Origin of the sequence: Exiguobacterium sp. 17-1 (assembly GCF_023096305.1) — a bacterium.
Classification (GTDB): domain Bacteria; phylum Bacillota; class Bacilli; order Exiguobacteriales; family Exiguobacteriaceae; genus Exiguobacterium_A; species Exiguobacterium_A sibiricum_A.
Genome location: NZ_JALIGJ010000006.1, coordinates 180,971 through 198,085, shown reverse-complemented (window position 1 = coordinate 198,085; position 17,115 = coordinate 180,971). Strand labels below are relative to the sequence as shown.

Sequence of the window (17,115 nt, the reverse complement as noted above, 5' to 3'; positions counted from 1 at the left end):
ATACGTAGTGGAACTTTAAAAAGGAGGAACATGCACCATGTCACTAAAATCATCTATCACCATCCAAAATGATCCGTGGGAAGCCTATCGAGATATCGAACAGTACGGGAAAGCCCGACTGACGAATGTCGAAGTTACTACGACGACGCTTTGCAACATGCGTTGTGAACACTGCGCCGTCGGCTATATGTTGTCGAGCAGCGAAACACCTACCATCCCCGTCGAACTGCTCATCAAACGATTGGACGAAATCGAACACCTGCGTGCCTTCTCCATTACTGGCGGAGAACCGATGCTGTCGATGAAGTCGGTCCGGGAATATGTCGTGCCTTTACTTAAGTATGCCCACGAACGGGGAGCTAAAACCCAAATCAACTCAAATTTAACACTTCCCCTTTCCCGGTATGAGCTGATCATCCCTTATCTTGATGTCTTACATATTTCTCACAACTGGGGAACAGCGGACGACTTCATTGATGGTGGCTTCGCAATGATGGAACGTAAACCGTCACGTGAAGCACGGACGAAACTGTTTGAACAGATGAAGGAAAACGCCCGGATTTTGAACGCACGCGGCGTCCTCGTTTCAGCAGAAACGATGATTAACAAACGAACACTGCCACATCTAGAGGCCATCCATCAGGAAATCGTTGAGATGGGCTGTGTCCGACATGAAGTTCATCCCATGTACCCAGCAGATTTCGCCTCGATGATTGAGGCGGCAAGCCTCGACGAGATTCGCGATGGGATCCATCGTCTGCTTGATGTCCGGGATCCAAATGTTTGGATGTTATTCGGTACCTTGCCGTTTTATGCCTGCTCGATGAAAGAGGCAGATTTAGCGCTCCATCGCCGTCTGCGCCAGGAACCAAATGTTTCCGTCCGCAATGACCCTGACGGCCGGTCACGCCTAAATGTCAACATCTTTGACGGTGAGATCATCGTGACGGATTTCGGGGATGAATTGGCCTCACTCGGGACGATTCATGACACTTCCTTTAATGATGCGTATACGATGTGGCAAAAAACAGAACTTAATCAAAGTTTGTCCTGTCACTGCCCCGCCGTTCAATGCCTCGGTCCAAATGCGCTCGTCAAAAATGCCTATTATCCGGAAGTAGATTTCCTAAAGCAATCCAGCCGTCTCTGACCAGGTTTGAGTCTCTTTCAAAACGGGAAAAGTCTGTCACAAAGTTGACACACTTTCCTTGTTCGAAGGGGGTTTCAAAAATGGAATGGCTCGTCGGGATTGTCGCGATTATCGGCATGTTCAGTATGGTACTTGGAATCATGATGATTGGCATTCGGGCGTCTCATAGTATCGAACACGATGAAGTGTTCGACCAAACGGATTGGGACGAACATCTTTTGCATATGCCACGTCCAACACGGTTCGAACCAACTCAACAAAAAGAACAATAAGCATAACATGCCCCGGATGTACAGACGTGCACCCGGGGCATGTTATGCTTATATAAAAAAGGAAAGGCAGTTGTTTGTTTTGTCGCGTCGCTTTGCTTTAATTCTTTCGATTGTATTCATTTCGGGTTTCACCCAAGGATTACTCATCCCACTGCTTTCGATCTTGCTCGAACGTCAAGGAACACCCGCTTACATAAATGGACTAAGTGCTGCCGTGCTTTATATCGGTGTCATCGTCGCAGCACCCTTGATGGAAAAACCGTTGCGGCGTCATGGCTATGTGCCTGTCATCTCGTTTGGTCTTGCCTTAGTAGCTGTTGCCGTCTTTGCTTTTCCGCTTATCCCAAGCGTTCTTGCTTGGATGGTACTGCGATTCGTCGTCGGCTTTGGGGACCAGACCCTCCATTACGGTTCTCAAGTTTGGGTCACCTCCATTACACCGAACCATAAACTTGGCCGGACGATGTCACTGTATGGCATGGCATTCGGTCTTGGTTTTGCCCTTGGTCCACTCGCGGCACCACTCGTTGACTGGATCAGCTGGTTGCCCTTCGTCTTGACTGGGACACTGACTGTCCTCGTCTTAATCGCCTTAAGACGGGTACCAAACGAAAAACCGTCTGATGTCATGCCGGAAGAGCTTCAATCTGCGGCTTCCCGTTACCGGCTTGTCTTGACGAGCGCCTGGTTTACATTGTTACCCGGCTTCACCTATGGCTTTTTAGAAGCAACATTGAATGCCAGCTTTCCAGTATTCGCGACACGAAACGGCTACGAACTATCTCAAACGAGCAGTTTGATCACGACATTCGTCGTCAGCTCTTTATTGATGCAGTTACCCCTCGGACGTCTCGCCGATCATTTTGGAAAACGGCGGACGCTGATCACTGTCCTCAGCATCGGAGCTTTTTCGTTTTTGACGGCCTGTTTTTTGTTCCAAAGCTATGGCGCATTGTTTACGATTTTTGCAATCAGCGGTATGGCTCTCGGTTCGACGTATTCCTTAGGCGTCGCTTATATGACCGAACAGTTGCCAAATCATCTGTTGCCGACCGGGAACCTGCTTGCTGGGATTTCGTTTAGTCTCGGTTCGATTCTCGGCCCGATCTCCGGTAGTTTGTTCGTTATATTGCCGCCAGGATTCTACTTTATTTTATTCGTACTGGTTCTCGCGACACTCGCTTATCTGCTTTTTCGGTCAAAACCTGTATCCCGGTCGCTGTAAACAAGCAAAGACGGTCGTCCCATTGGAACGACCGTCTTTTTATTTCACGATTCCTTCTTGCCGAAAACTGTGCCAGAGCTTATCGTCGATTGCATACGGTTGTTCTTTTGCCCGTTTCAATTCTTCCGTCTCCAGCAAGACGACGACCTCTTGACCGTTGATTGACCAGACGGAGTCGTATCCTCTTTCTGCCTCAATGATTTCCACCCCGACATCTCCATGTGTCTCCTTAAGTTGTTGACTGACACAGGTGACGACAAACCGAGCAAACTCATCCCGCGGACGACGGTTGGCAATGATCTTTCGAACGATCTCATTCCGTTCCACTTCTCTCATCTCCTTTCGTTTTTTAGTTGCACTAGCCTTTATAGCAAGGCCGAATCGGTGGTTTTATGACCGTACAGAAAAAGCCGAACTAGTCGGCTCGGCAACAAACGATTAAAAATAACAGATTGATTGAGACTATTTTTGCACGATTCAGAATCTTCGTCAACTCCGCTTTTGAAACCAAATCGGAAGATAAGTTGAAACGAGAATCCCTGCGACGACAAACAACAGACCGATAAAGGCTTGCGGTGGAATGGATTCCCCGAGAATGAGCGCGGATAACGTTACGCCGAAAAGCGGGACAAAAAACATGAACAATGACACGCGGCTGACCGGGTTATATTTCATCAAAAGATTCCATAACGTAAATCCGGTCGCTGACAAAAACGCTAAATACACGAGCATCCAGACCGTTGTACTCGTGAAAGTAAACGGGAACCAGTCTCCATTCAAGACTGCTCCGACGATGAATAAGCCAATTGATCCAATGACCATAGCCCAACCGGTCATCGGTGCAACCGGGTAACTTGCCGAATATTCCTTAGCGATTAAATTTCCGAATGCGCCGGAAATCATGGCGAGGATCAGTAAGACTTCACCGCTCCCAAACGATACACCGGCTGATCCTTGCGGCCAGTTTGCTAAAATCACGCCTGTAAATCCTAAAAACAAGGCGAGCCCTTTGAAACGATTCAACCGGTCATCTTCATAACGGAAATGTGCGAGCAACATTTGAAAGAAAGAAGTCGACCCAGCAATGATTGACCCTTGGACGCCCGTTGATAAGGAAAGTCCGATATAAAAGAACACGTATTGAAGAAACGTCAAAAAGAAGCCGAGACGGCTGTAAGCGAGTGTTCGCTTCTTCAACGTAATCGGTTGTTTAAAAATCAGGACGCTGACAATCAGCAATAAGACGCCGGCGATAAAAAAGCGGTAACTGGCAAACAACAGCTGTTCCCCGTACTCCGTTGAAGTGATGGCAAGTAAAGCATAACTTTTTTTGATGAAGGGAAACGCACTTCCCCAAAGGAAGGTCGTCACTAATGCGAGCACAACCATACCAAATCGATCGGTCAATATTTTTTTCATTTTTGCTAATTCCTTTCCTGTTCCTTTTGACATAGACATGGTATAGTAGGTTTACAGATAATAATTATTATAATCTAGCGACAATGAAACTCATTATCATTGATGAGAAAACGTTGGTAATTAACATTCTCATTGTTTTAACATAATGATTTCTTTTCTCATTTAGACTTGAAAGGAGCTTTTCCATATGACTACCTCTACTACTACTGATGTCCATCAGCGTTCCGCTCTCCGTCATGCTTGGGAGGAACATCACGAATTGATTTTAGCACTCTTTAGCGGAATATTGATTTTAATTGCCTACACGCTCGAAAAGATCAACATTCCCGCTACAGGCTATGTCACGCTTTATCTCTCCGCTTATTTAATCGGAGGCTATGCGAAAGCAAAAGAAGGATTAACGGAAACGTATCATGACAAAACCTTGAATGTAGAATTATTGATGATTTTAGCAGCTATCGGTGCAGCGGCTATCGGCTACTGGATGGAAGGTGCCATCTTGATTTTCATCTTTGCTTTATCCGGCGCCCTTGAAACTTACACGATGAATAAAAACGAACGGGCATTACAAAGTTTAATGTCCTTACAGCCAGAAGAAGCCACGCGATTAAATACCGATGGCAAGCTTGAAGTCGTTGGTCTTGAGCAATTGGTCGTCGGAGAACTCGTCTATGTCCGCCCCGGTGAACGTATTCCTGTCGACGGAACCATCATCCGCGGTCAAGCTGCTATTGAAGAAGCTTCGATTACAGGCGAATCGATTCCCGTCGAAAAACATGTCGGGGATACCGTATATAATTCAACCGTCAATATGAATGGTGTGTTGACGATCGAGATGACAAAAGCCGCGGACGAGTCTCTGTTCCAAAAAATCATTCACATGGTTCAGAACGCTCAAAGCGAACAATCACCATCCGCACAATTCATCGAGCGGTTCGAAAGCCGTTACGTTAAAATCGTCTTACTCGTCGTCGCCTTGATGATGGTTGTCCCCCATTACTTAGTTGGTTGGACATTTGAAACGAGTATCTACCGGGCCATGATTTTGCTTGTCGTCGCTTCACCTTGTGCTTTGGTCGCTTCGATCACACCAGCTGCTTTGGCAGCAATCGCCGCTTCTGCCCGAAACGGTGTCTTATTTAAAGGTGGAGCACATATCGAGACACTTGGACAAGTCGATACAATCGTCTTTGATAAAACCGGGACATTAACGACCGGGAAACCCATCGTCACGGAAAGCCATTATGCTGATGGAATTGATGCATTCGCCGTCAAACAAGCTGTCGCATCAATTGAAGCACAATCAAATCATCCGCTGGCACAAGCGATTGTCACGCACTTAAAAACGGATATCATCGAACCATCCACTTTCAAGGATGTGACGGGCTACGGAATCGAGGCCACTGTTTCCGGTCAGACGTACCGGATTGGAAAATATGCGTTCCATGAAGGATTGACCGACCCTTTCCTATCGATGGAGCAAACTTTAAAAGAACAAGGAAATACGATGGTTTATGTCAGTAACGGTCAATCAATCATCGCTCTGTACGCATTACGGGATACGATTCGCCCTGAAGCTAAGACAGCTATCGCATCGTTAAATGCTCTTGGTATCACGACGATCATGTTGACAGGAGACAACCCTGTGACTGCCGCTGCGATTTCCAAGGAAGCCGGTCTGACGGACTACGTAGCCGAATGTCTCCCTGAAGACAAAGTACGTCATATCAAGCAGTACCAAACCGAAGGAAAAACAGTCGCCATGGTCGGAGACGGAATTAATGATGCTCCCGCCCTTGCGTTGGCTCATGTCGGTATCGCAATGGGCGAAGGAACAGATGCTGCCCTTGAAACAGCCGATGTCGTCTTGATGAAAAATGATTTAGGACGCCTGGCCTACGCCGTCAATAAAGCGCGTAAAATGAATCGTGTCGTCAAACAAAACATCACGCTCGCAATCGGTGTTATCCTGTTGTTAATCATTTCGAACTTCTCACAGTTCCTAATCATGCCTTTTGCAGTAGTCGGTCATGAAGGTTCTACAATCCTTGTCATTTTGAACGGATTACGCCTTCTACAAAAAGATACCTCAGCCTACAAGACTCCCGCTCCGTTTTCAAAACAAGCTGCAGCTTGATCCAATCAAAAAGCATCTACCGTCGGACTACCGACAGTAGATGCTTTTTAGTGTGGCTCATTCAAATGAGACGGAACTTGAAATCAACCAAACGTATTGGTTGGAATCGAGTCTAAATCCGCTTGCTCTTTCAATCGTTTTTCTTCCATTTTTTTCGGATCCGCTTTTTTCATGAAGCGTTCCCACGACGCATTCAGTTCAGACCCAAGTAAAATGATTAATCCTGTAAAATACAACCATAATAACACGATGACGACACTTCCAAGCGAACCGTATGTTTGATTATAGTTTGAGAAATTCGAGACGTAAAATCCAAATCCAACCGATAATAATTGCCATACGATGACACCAAAGACGGCTCCCGGGATAGCTTCTTTAAACGAAATCGGTCGTTTCGGTGCAACACGGTAGAAAATCGATAAAATCAGAATCAGCAAGACAGTTGAAATGACATATCGCAAGACCGTCAACAGAATTTTTTGCCCCATATCAATCGGTAGGACAAAGTTGGCTAAGTAACTGATAATCGGTCCACCTAAAACGTTCAGGACAATCAACAAGAGCATCCCAATTCCGAGCACAACGGTTAGAATCAAAGCGATTCCACGCGCTGCAACGAATCCGCGCGGTGAAAAATCACCATAGGCATGATTGGCTGTCGTAATCAGACGATCGACACCTTTTGAAGCCGACCAGATAGCTAAAATCGCCCCGATCGATAAGAGACCTCCTTGCGGTTCCTTGATGGCTTGGAAAATGACATCCGTAAACGTATTGACCGATCCACCCGGTGCCAAATCACGAATTTGAGATTCAAGTGTCTGTTGATCGATGTCAAAGAATGATAATACTGAAATAACAAAAATGATACCTGGGAAAATCGATAAGAACCAATAGTAAGCTAACGTTCCTGCGTAATCCGTAATGTTGTGATCAGACATCCGTTGCTTTAGATTAAGGGCTAATCCTTTTGGGTCACGTGTATGTGCCATCGTCATCTCTCCTTCACAAAAAAGAGGCAGTCTAGGACCACCTCACTGTCTTACTATACTTTTTCCCTGTTTAATCCAACTAAAACCTCAATTATCTTTTAGCTCGATATTATAGAAACGTTCCGTCATCTTCGTCAATTCCTGGACAAGCGCTGTCGGGCGAACCGGTAAATCCATCAATTCTTCGCGTTTGACCCACAACGGTGTATATCCCGATGACTGATCTTCGAACTCTTCTCCGGTTCCTGTTCCAAATATACCACCCGTCATTTTTGCCCAGTAATAAGGATTTTCCAATCCGTTAAAGTGAACGTTTGCGGCAACTCCTTCGAGTTCCACATCCACCCCAAGCTCTTCGTGGGCTTCCCGAATTGCGGTTTCTTCTAATGTCGCCCCGACTTCCCGTCCACCACCAGGAAACACATAATACGTCTCGCCCGGCTTATCCCGACGAATCAAGGCAACTTCGTCTGATTCATTGATTAAAATAATGGCACTTCTTTGAATCGGCATTGATCTTCATTCCTCCTCACAGTCTGAGGACTCAACGAATGGTCTCAAGCATTTCTGGAATCAGTCCATTTTCCGTGGATGCAATGACTTGTGCGGCAACCTTCATCCCAAGTTGAAGTGCCTCTTCTGCCTGCTTGGATTCCGTCAGTTCGGAAAGTACAGCAGAAAAGAAGGAATCGCCGGCACCTGTTGAGTCAACTACTTTCACTTTCTTCGTCCCGACGTGACCTGAAGTCGCTGTCCGGCGGTCCACATAGACAGCACCTAACTCACTCATCGTGACAACCGTAAAGGGTGCTCCTTTTTTCGCCAGTTCGTTGGCGACATGAATGGCGTCTTCTACCGTCACGATGGACAGGTCCGATAAAATCTCAGCTTCTTCACGGCTACAGATGAATCCAGTAAACCCTTGCAACAAATGGCGATTGCGCTCAATCACACTCAAATGTCCACAGACACCGTAAAGCGGCAACTCCATTTTGCGGCAGATATGAATCAACCGTTCGAGGACTGTCACCGACAAATCCAAATCGATTGCGACTGCGTCCACCCCGTCAAGCGCATAGACGGATTGACGAAGAATCGCTTCTTCGAGGAGTTTAGCATCCGGTTGTTTAGAAATCGACGTCTGTAGATCCCCTTCATTGTCCATGACTGCAAGCCACATGCCCATTCCATGGTCTTCGAGCATCTCTACATGATCGACGTTGGCTCCGTAGGATTTTAACTCTTCGAGTACCCCGACACCAATCTGATCGTTCGTAACCGTCGAGATAAAACGAACATCATTTCCGAGAACAGCGAGATTTTGTGCTACGTTCCGTCCTGTACCACCATTCGAGAAGGTGATATCCCCGACGTTTTTCGCATCCTTATGCAAGGGCGCAAACGAAGTTCCTTTTATGTCGACGAATACTTTTCCGATTACCGCAATTTTATTCATTCCTGTTCCACCTCTAAAAAAATTTCATGAACCTGAAGGATGTTATACGCGTTCTAGGCACATTGCTTCTATTATAGTAAAATTTCAAAACTGTTACAACCAATCAGACCCTTCATTGTTCCAACAAAAAAATCCCGACGAAGACAGTTTTATCTGTCCATCATTCGGGATTCCGTTCAAAAAAATCATTGTCATTTTCCATCACAGATTGGCGATTGTCAAACTGATTGCAAGCAATAATCCAAAGATCGTATTGACCTTCCCTGTCTGTGCCATACCCGGCATCAATTCCTGCGGCGGCAAATCATGCCAGAACAGTTTCACGGCTTTAATCATCAGTGGAATGCTTAAAAGAGCAAGCAGTGCCCACCATGTGACGTTAAAGGCTAGTACGGCAATCAACAGCGAAAGGACGGCAGCAGCAAAAAAGGCAATCAGCACATAGACTGCTTTTTGATGACCGACCAAACAGGCGATTGTCTTTCGTCCATTGACTTTGTCATTGTCGAGATCACGAATATTATTTGCGAGTAGAATCGATCCAATTAAAATCGCCACCGGAATCGAAATCGCGACCGCTTCTGTCGGCACATAACCGATCTGCAGATACGCGGAAATCGCAATGATGACATAGCCCATGAAAAAGCCGGCCACCACTTCACCGAACGGTGTGTACGCAATCGGCAACGGTCCACCTGTATAGATATAACCGACAAACATCGAAATGATTCCAATCAACAGCAACCACCAGGTTGTCTCTAGGCATAAATAAATACCGAGTAAAGCCGAAATTCCATACAGCGTCAAGGCAAATGCCAAAATCGTACCCGGCTTAAAACCGTCGCGGACAATCGATCCTCCGATGCCCACCGATTCTTCCGTATCGAGCCCCCGCTTGTAATCATAATATTCATTAAATAAGTTCGTCGCAATCTGAATCAGCATCGATGCGATCAACATGGCAAAAAACAGATCCATCCGTAACGATTCGATCCGTGGTGCCACGATAGCCGTTCCTACGACGACCGGCACAAAACTTGCCGTCAACGTATGCGGTCGTGTCATTCGCCAATATACAGCGATTGATTTATTCATATAATAAACCCCTTTCCTGTCTAAGTGTATCGGGTTTCGTTTTTTACTGTCAATGCTCAATCCAAGATAGCTTATTCCTTCTTTTTTTCAGATAAAAAGTTTACACTGAGAATAAGTGAAACGTATCACAGTATCTATAGACTAGGGGGCAATGAGCGGTATGGCTTACGCTCAACATGAGCTTAAACAATGTATTGAACGTGCTGTTGGTCATGCAAATGCATATCAACGGTCTATCATCGCCGCGTACTCGTGGAATGTCGAGACGCAAGACGTTAGCGCACTGTCATTCGGAACAGAAGAACGCTTTTATTTTACGACACCTGATCGATCCATGCGTGCCATCGGTTTTGGCATTACGCAACAACTAAAGACGGCAGGACACGATCGTTTCTTACGGATGCAGTCCATGTGGTCAAATTTGAATCGGGATCATGTCGGCACCGATTTATTTGCCTTTTGCGGCTTTTCTTTTTCTGAACTGAAACATACTGAATATCGTTGGTCTTCTTTTGGAGAAGCATCGATGACCATTCCCAAGTATCTTTACTTGGAACAAGATGGACGAATGACGGTAACGGTTTTTGCGTTCGTTGAACCGCAATCTAACGCAGAAAAGATTCTCAACCAGTTGGCTGTTGAATATGCAGAATTGCATACACCGAAGTCCACTCAATTCGTGACACGGATTCGTCTGACGCGTGACGGAAATGATGCTTTTGAAGCATCGTTTCATCAAGCGACACAACTCTTAAAAACGTCACTCAAAAAAATCGTCTTAGCCCGTGAGGTCGTCTATGAGCTGGATCAGCCAATTGACTTGGCCGGACTTGTCCAGGAACTCGAGTCTTCGCAGCCTGGCAGCTATATCTTCTTCTTTCAACCGACAACCGATGAAGCTTTCCTTGGTGCGACGCCGGAACGGTTGATTTTAAAATCCGGTCTTGAGCTCAAGACAGCCGCCGTTGCCGGATCTGCTCCTCGACACGCGATCGAGACGACAGATGCCGCACTGGGACAGTCGTTGTTACAAGATGACAAGAACCGTGTCGAACATGCGATTGTCGTCGATTCGATTGAAAATACACTTCAAGGACTCTCGACAGCGATTCACAAACCGGACGAACCGATGTTGCTGAAGAATCGCCATATCCAACATCTCTATACGCCGATCAACGCTACACTTTCACCTGAAGTCAGTCTTTTTCAGCTGATCGAGAAGCTTCACCCTACACCTGCTCTAGGGGGAGAACCCAAGGAGGCGGCCGTCGCTGCCATCCGCGAAATTGAAACGTTCGAACGTGGATGGTACGGTTCTCCCGTTGGTTGGATGGATGGACAGGAAAATGGTGAGTTCATCGTCGCCATCCGGTCCGGTTTGTTTACCGACCGCTCGGCTGTTCTTTATGCGGGATGCGGAATCGTTGAGGGGTCTGTTCTCCAAAGTGAACTGGAAGAAACCGATACGAAACTATCACCGATGTTACAGGCCTTGTCGCATCTTTGTACGATAGAAAAGGATGATATTTATGTTGACTAAATGGATGCATGCATTAATCGATAATTTAGTGAAAGGTGGAGTCCGGGATTTCGTCATCAGTCCCGGATCTCGTTCGACACCGCTTGCCATCGCTGCCTTCCTTCACCCGTTTAGCCGTACCCACGTCCTCGTCGACGAACGGTCGGCTAGTTTTTTTGCGCTAGGTTTAACACGGGCGGAAGATACCTTGCGTCCGGTCGCCTTGATTTGTACAAGCGGAACGGCAGCGACGAATTATTATTCTGCCGTTACGGAAGCAAATATCTTCGAACTGCCCTTAATCGTATTGACGGCGGATCGCCCCCATGAATTACGTGGTGTCGGTGCCCCCCAAGCGATTGATCAGGTCGGTCTATACGGGAAGCAGGTACGGCATGCCTTTGACCTGCCACTACCGGAAGAAACTGCCCTACCCTATGTACAACACGTAGCAGAACGTGCTGTCCTTCTTGCGCTCGTGGAACCTGCTGGTCCGGTCCATATCAATATTCCACTTCGGGAACCATTGATTCCGGAACTGGATTTATTGCAAACGGGTCAGCCGGTCGGACAACCGCATCAACCGGAAATAGAAAAACATACACAAAAATTCATTGAAATTTTATCAATTCCGCGTCTTTTGATTGTCATCGGACCTCAACTTTCTCTTGCAGATACACAAATCATCCTTGACTATGCAGACCGCGCGCGGATTCCGGTTTTAGCTGATCCATTGAGTCAAGGCCGCCGTTCTTCCAACGATACGGTTTTCGGCTATTATGATACCTGGTTAAAAGAAACGGCAATTCACGATGACATTCGACCGGATCATATTTTACGTTTCGGTGCGATGCCGACCTCAAAACCGTATCTTCTTTGGTCAAAAGGCATTCCGACGACAGTTGTTGGACATCCTGGAAATTGGCGTGATCCTCAGTTGCAGGCCCACTTTTTAAGTGGTCATCCGAGCCAACTGAAGACCGTTCCCGTCATCGCGCATGACATATCTTATCTCGAGACCCTTCAACGGGCAGAGCAAACCGTCCAGACCGTCTTTTCTTCTTTGGATGCAGACCAGCTGACGGAATACAACGTCGTCCGGGCATTAAATGATTTAACGGAAGGCAGTCTGTTTGTTTCGAACAGTATGCCGATTCGCGATCTCGATACTTTTTTACCGACGCGTACACCGCTACGTATCCTTGCCAATCGGGGTGCTAACGGCATCGACGGGATTCTTTCAAGTGCCCTCGGCGCAACCTACGAAGCAGACAATCGTTACCTGCTCGTCGGTGATCTTGCGTTTTTACATGATATCAATGGATTAATGATGGCGCGGACCGTCCCGATCACGATTCTTTTAGTAAATAACACGGGCGGCGGTATCTTTAGTTTTCTGCCGCAACAAAATCTTGATCCCGCTTTGTTTGAACCCTTGTTCGGAACGGCGCAAGACGTTGATTTCAGCCACTTGGCTGCCGGCTACGGGGTAGAATATGAGCGGATTTCATCGATTACGCAACTCAAGTCGACGCTGCAACAACAAGCAACTGTGACACGGGTCTTAGAAATCGTCACCAATCGTCCGGAGAACGTTCGCCTCCATCGTTTGATCTGGGAACAGACGAACCAAGCCTTGCAGGATACGTTCCGATGAAACTGCGGCATCAGGAATACCATGTCGAGATTACAGGAAACGGTCCGCCTTTATTACTGTTACACGGATTTACCGGGAGCAGTGCCACATGGGAACTGCTCAAAAGTCGGGTCCAGTCAGACTATACCGTCTATCGGATTGATTTGCTCGGACACGGTCGGACAGCTGCTGCTCCTTACCAACGGATGCGCCTGACGGAACAAGTAAAGGATTTACGGACCTTACTTGCGACACGCGATGAAGACTGGTCGGTTTTAGGCTATTCCATGGGCGGTCGGATTGCCCTTCTGCTCGCTGCGACATCGAAACAGGTGAAACAGACGATTGCCGTCAGTACGACACCGGGTATCCGATCGGCACATGAACGACGATTACGTCGTCAGACCGATCGCCGCCTCGCCAATCGCTTATTAACGGATGGTCTAACAGATTTCATCGATTATTGGGAATCGCTTCCGCTTTTTGCAAGTCAACGTCATCTGCCTGCTGAAGTAAAGGAGTCGATCCGCCGTGGACGACTGGCCCAATCACCGGAAGGACTGGCCGCTTCTTTGATCGCTCAAGGAACAGGCAATATGGCTCCGGTCTGGCACTTACTCGACCGGTCTTCGATTGACTGGATTGTCGGTACCGAGGACAGTAAATTTAAAAAAATCGCTGTCGAAGCGGCTCTACCAGAAAAAATTCATTTAATTGAGGGTGCATCACACGCCCCGCATATCGACCAACCGGAAAAGTTTGTTACAATAGTAGAGAAACTACTCTTAATTAATTAAATGGGGGAATTGAAATGAGATACGTTCCAGAATGGGCATCTGCCCGTAACTACGAAGACATCAAGTATGAAAAATGGAATGGGATCGCTAAAATCACGATTAACCGTCCCGAAGTCCGCAACGCTTTTCGTCCGAAGACCGTCCACGAACTGATTGACGCTTTTTCACGTGCACGTGACGATCAAAACGTCGGTGTCATCGTCTTGACTGGTGAAGGCGATCTTGCTTTCTGCTCAGGCGGCGACCAAAAAGTTCGCGGACACGGTGGATATGTCGGTGAGGATGAAATTCCACGCCTGAACGTTCTTGATTTACAACGCCTGATCCGTGTTATTCCAAAACCGGTCATCGCAATGGTTGCAGGATATGCAATTGGTGGCGGACATGTTCTTCACCTAGTCTGTGATTTAACGATTGCAGCGGACAATGCGAAATTCGGGCAAACAGGTCCTAAAGTCGGATCATTCGATGCTGGATACGGTTCTGGTTACCTCGCCCGCGTCGTCGGTCATAAAAAAGCACGCGAAATTTGGTACTTGTGCCGTCAATACGATGCCCAACAAGCGCTTGACATGGGTCTCGTCAATACGGTCGTGCCACTGGCTGACTTGGAGCAAGAAACCATCCAATGGTGTTCTGAAATCCTTCAGCATTCACCAACAGCACTTCGTTTCTTAAAAGCTGCATTTAATGCCGATTCAGATGGTCTTGCAGGTATCCAGCAACTTGCTGGTGATGCAACATTACTCTATTACACGACAGACGAAGCAAAAGAAGGACGCGACGCGTTTAAAGAAAAACGTGATCCTGACTTCGGACAGTTTCCACGTTTCCCATAATACAAAAAAGGTTCAATGTCGAAAGACGTTTGAACCTTTTTCTTATCATCATCCCGAAAGGAAGTGGTAATCCGTGTACCCTTGGATTTACACGCGTGCTAAAGAACAACCGGATGATCTTGCTCTCATCACGGACAGCGAACGTTTGACATGGTCCGTGCTCTACACAAAAGCACATGAACTGGCAAGTTCGTGGGCTCCGCTGTTTTCCCGCGGTGACCGCGTCGCTTTGTATGGTCCTTCCAGCAGCAGTTATATCATCGCTGTTCACGCAGCTCAGTTGCTTGAACTGACAATCGTTCCGATCAATATCCGTTTGAGTCAAACGGAAGTGGAGATGCAACTCAAACAAGCAGATGTCCGGTTCGTCATCTCGGATCGTCCGATCGATGCACCGGTCAAACGGCTTCCGTTTCAAGTGGTCAATCCGGCGCCCGATGTTCTCGTTCGGCATATGCCGAAACATTATATTCAGTCGATGTTATTTACGAGCGGAACGACCGGACGACCAAAAGCGGTGGAACAGACGATGCTCAATCACTTTTCGAGTGCCATGAATGCGGCCCGTCATACCGGTTCCTATCCGGATGACCGATTCCTTGTCGTTACACCGTTGTTTCATATGAGCGGTTTAGCTGTCGTCTACCGTTCCGTCATCTATGGTGTTCCACTCATCCTCGAACCTCATTTTTCACCGAATAAGACCATTACATGGATCAAGACAGAACATATCACACACATCTCTCTCGTCTCAGTCATGTTGGATCGCTTGCTTGAAGCCGGACTGCGCCGGTTTGATTTGCGTGTCGTCTTGACCGGCGGCGGCCCTGTCCCTTTACCGATTCTGACCCGTGCGTTAGACCGCGATATCCCCGTCATGCAAACGTATGGAATGACCGAGACCGCTTCCCAAGTCGCGACACTCCTGCCGGAAGAAGCGATTCGAAAAATTGGTTCTGCCGGTAAAGCCATTGCTCCGACAGAAATCCGCATCAACCGGTATCAGGAAATCGAAGTCAAAGGTCCGACTGTGATGAACGGTTATTTTGCCAATCCGGAGGCGACTGCAGCTGCCTTTACAGCGGACGGCTATTTGAAGACCGGGGATCTTGGACGAATCGATGCCGATGGTTATTTGTATGTGTTGGATCGAAGAAGCGATTTGATTATTTCCGGTGGTGAAAATATTTATCCGGCCGAAGTCGAAGCTGCCTTATTATCAATTTCAGGTATCACGGAAGCCGGTGTCGTCGGACGATTCGACTCGATTTGGGGGCAAGTACCGGTCGCTTTCATCGTCAGTACGCTGGGAGAGACCGTTGTCCGGGAAGAAATGGGACGTTTACTGGCCAAGTACAAATGTCCCGTCACCTATTTTTACCGCGATACGTTACCGCGTAACGCCAACGGCAAACTGATTCGGCGTCAACTGAAGGAGTCACTATGACGGCAATCACCCTTCGCAGCGCGGAACTGTTTGATGTATATCTGACGTTTCGTCAGCCGATGCAGACCGCCATCTCGACGTTGTCGAAACGCCGGACAACGATTCTTCGACTGACCGATCAAGAAGGTCGAATCGGCTATGGGGAAGGCGTCGCTTTTGAGACACCTTGGTACACGGCAGAAACACAAGACTCACTTCGTGCCCTGTCCCCGCTCCTGTACCGTTTGCTTGCCGCACAACCTTTATCGTCACCGGCTGACGTCAACACACGCTTTCAGCCGATCAAAGGCAATCAGATGGCAAAAGCGATGTTCGACGGAGCTGTTCATGAATTATTTGCGCAAGCCGAGCATAAATCCCTCGCAGCCTATTTGGGTGGTGATGAGACTCAGGCAATTCCATGCGGAAAAGCACTCGGACGCTCTTCGGCCGACCAAACGGTTGAAGCTGTAGGTCGGGCGTTGACTGATGGATTCGAGCGGATTAAACTAAAGCTCGCCCCAACAGATACAGCCATTCTCCAACAGGTTCGAAAGACTTTTCCGGACGCTCCTTTGATGTTTGATGCCAACGGAAGTTTTGATTTGTCTGATTTACCACTCCTTCAAGAGTGGGATACTTTTTCCCTGCTGATGATGGAACAACTATTTTCTGCTGACGATTGGTTAAGTCACCAGCATGCTGCCTCATTACTCAAGACACCGCTTTGTCTCGATGAATCCATCCAGACGACGCAGGATGCCTTACTGATGCGAACACTGCAGGCTGGTCAAATCATCAACATCAAGCCAGCGCGTCTCGGCGGTTTGACAGCAGCGCTCGATGTGCGAAGCATGAAACCATCGTACTGGTTGGGCGGAATGTTTGAGAGCGGAATTGGACGGCGCCAAACGTTGGCATTCGCCACTTTACCGGATCTCGCTTATCCGATTGATATGTCTGGAACCGATCAGTATTTCATTGAAGATCTACTCGAACAGGACTACATCGTCGAAAACGGATCCATCCGGTATGCGGAACATCCGGTTTCCCGGGAACGCCTCGAAAGGCTGACCGTCTCAACAAAAATTCTCTAAGAAAACAGGAGTATCAAATCCCGCTAGAATCAGGGACTTGATACTCCTGTTTGTT

General features: G+C 47.5%; 16 protein-coding genes. 10 read left to right on the top strand and 6 right to left on the bottom strand.

The features are described from left to right. Positions 1-37: 37 nt before the first annotated feature. From yfkAB to MUN34_RS14890, 3 genes are all read left to right on the top strand, one after another. The gene (yfkAB, locus tag MUN34_RS14900; RefSeq protein WP_247858201.1) at positions 38-1,150 is read left to right on the top strand and encodes a radical SAM/CxCxxxxC motif protein YfkAB; all 1,113 of its coding nucleotides are present in this window, start codon (positions 38-40) and stop codon (positions 1,148-1,150) included. A gap of 80 nt (positions 1,151-1,230) precedes the next feature. Next, the gene (locus MUN34_RS14895) at positions 1,231-1,422 is read left to right on the top strand and encodes a hypothetical protein (RefSeq protein WP_247858200.1); all 192 of its coding nucleotides are present in this window, start codon (positions 1,231-1,233) and stop codon (positions 1,420-1,422) included. Next, positions 1,331-2,647 (top strand): MFS transporter, encoded by a 1,317-nt coding sequence (locus MUN34_RS14890; RefSeq protein ID WP_348772924.1) that lies wholly within the window; start codon positions 1,331-1,333, stop codon positions 2,645-2,647. Before MUN34_RS14895 ends, MUN34_RS14890 begins: the two co-directional genes overlap by 92 nt. A 39-nt stretch (positions 2,648-2,686) precedes the next feature. Here the strand turns inward: MUN34_RS14890 and MUN34_RS14885 are convergent, their stop codons facing one another. After that, positions 2,687-2,983 (bottom strand): hypothetical protein, encoded by a 297-nt coding sequence (locus tag MUN34_RS14885; protein ID WP_247858199.1) that lies wholly within the window; start codon positions 2,981-2,983, stop codon positions 2,687-2,689. Between the two features lie 153 nt (positions 2,984-3,136). Next, complete coding sequence (locus tag MUN34_RS14880; protein WP_247858198.1) at positions 3,137-4,066, bottom strand: DMT family transporter; 930 nt, start codon at positions 4,064-4,066, stop codon at positions 3,137-3,139. Between the two features lie 187 nt (positions 4,067-4,253). Here MUN34_RS14880 and MUN34_RS14875 point away from each other — a divergent pair, with 187 nt between their 5' ends. Next, the gene (locus MUN34_RS14875) at positions 4,254-6,203 is read left to right on the top strand and encodes a heavy metal translocating P-type ATPase (RefSeq protein ID WP_026829143.1); all 1,950 of its coding nucleotides are present in this window, start codon (positions 4,254-4,256) and stop codon (positions 6,201-6,203) included. An 83-nt stretch (positions 6,204-6,286) separates the two neighbouring features. Here MUN34_RS14875 and MUN34_RS14870 read toward each other — a convergent pair whose 3' ends face one another. From MUN34_RS14870 to MUN34_RS14855, 4 genes are all read right to left on the bottom strand, one after another. Further along, positions 6,287-7,195, bottom strand: a complete 909-nt coding sequence (locus MUN34_RS14870; protein WP_026829144.1) for a YihY/virulence factor BrkB family protein — start codon at positions 7,193-7,195, stop codon at positions 6,287-6,289. Between the two features lie 87 nt (positions 7,196-7,282). Beyond that, positions 7,283-7,708 carry an NUDIX hydrolase gene (locus MUN34_RS14865; protein WP_034770017.1) on the bottom strand — a complete coding sequence of 142 codons (426 nt, stop codon included), beginning with the start codon at positions 7,706-7,708 and terminating at the stop codon, positions 7,283-7,285. 31 nt (positions 7,709-7,739) lie between these two features. Continuing rightward, positions 7,740-8,651 carry a guanosine-inosine kinase gene (locus MUN34_RS14860; protein WP_026829145.1) on the bottom strand — a complete coding sequence of 304 codons (912 nt, stop codon included), beginning with the start codon at positions 8,649-8,651 and terminating at the stop codon, positions 7,740-7,742. Positions 8,652-8,852: 201 nt separating this feature from the next. Then, complete coding sequence (locus MUN34_RS14855) at positions 8,853-9,746, bottom strand: 1,4-dihydroxy-2-naphthoate polyprenyltransferase (protein WP_034770019.1); 894 nt, start codon at positions 9,744-9,746, stop codon at positions 8,853-8,855. A 160-nt stretch (positions 9,747-9,906) separates the two neighbouring features. Here MUN34_RS14855 and MUN34_RS14850 point away from each other — a divergent pair, with 160 nt between their 5' ends. From MUN34_RS14850 to menC, 6 genes are all read left to right on the top strand, one after another. After that, positions 9,907-11,286, top strand: a complete 1,380-nt coding sequence (locus MUN34_RS14850) for an isochorismate synthase (RefSeq protein WP_247858197.1) — start codon at positions 9,907-9,909, stop codon at positions 11,284-11,286. Then, positions 11,276-12,922 (top strand): 2-succinyl-5-enolpyruvyl-6-hydroxy-3-cyclohexene-1-carboxylic-acid synthase, encoded by a 1,647-nt coding sequence (gene menD, locus MUN34_RS14845; protein WP_247858196.1) that lies wholly within the window; start codon positions 11,276-11,278, stop codon positions 12,920-12,922. The genes MUN34_RS14850 and menD overlap by 11 nt, the downstream gene beginning before the upstream one ends. Then, complete coding sequence (menH, locus tag MUN34_RS14840) at positions 12,919-13,698, top strand: 2-succinyl-6-hydroxy-2,4-cyclohexadiene-1-carboxylate synthase (protein WP_247858195.1); 780 nt, start codon at positions 12,919-12,921, stop codon at positions 13,696-13,698. The genes menD and menH overlap by 4 nt, the downstream gene beginning before the upstream one ends. A 14-nt stretch (positions 13,699-13,712) precedes the next feature. Then, positions 13,713-14,537, top strand: a complete 825-nt coding sequence (menB, locus tag MUN34_RS14835; protein ID WP_247858194.1) for a 1,4-dihydroxy-2-naphthoyl-CoA synthase — start codon at positions 13,713-13,715, stop codon at positions 14,535-14,537. Positions 14,538-14,610: 73 nt separating this feature from the next. Further along, the gene (gene menE / locus MUN34_RS14830; protein ID WP_247858193.1) at positions 14,611-15,984 is read left to right on the top strand and encodes an o-succinylbenzoate--CoA ligase; all 1,374 of its coding nucleotides are present in this window, start codon (positions 14,611-14,613) and stop codon (positions 15,982-15,984) included. After that, positions 15,981-17,060 (top strand): o-succinylbenzoate synthase, encoded by a 1,080-nt coding sequence (gene menC / locus MUN34_RS14825; protein ID WP_247858192.1) that lies wholly within the window; start codon positions 15,981-15,983, stop codon positions 17,058-17,060. The genes menE and menC overlap by 4 nt, the downstream gene beginning before the upstream one ends. Positions 17,061-17,115: the final 55 nt, after the last annotated feature.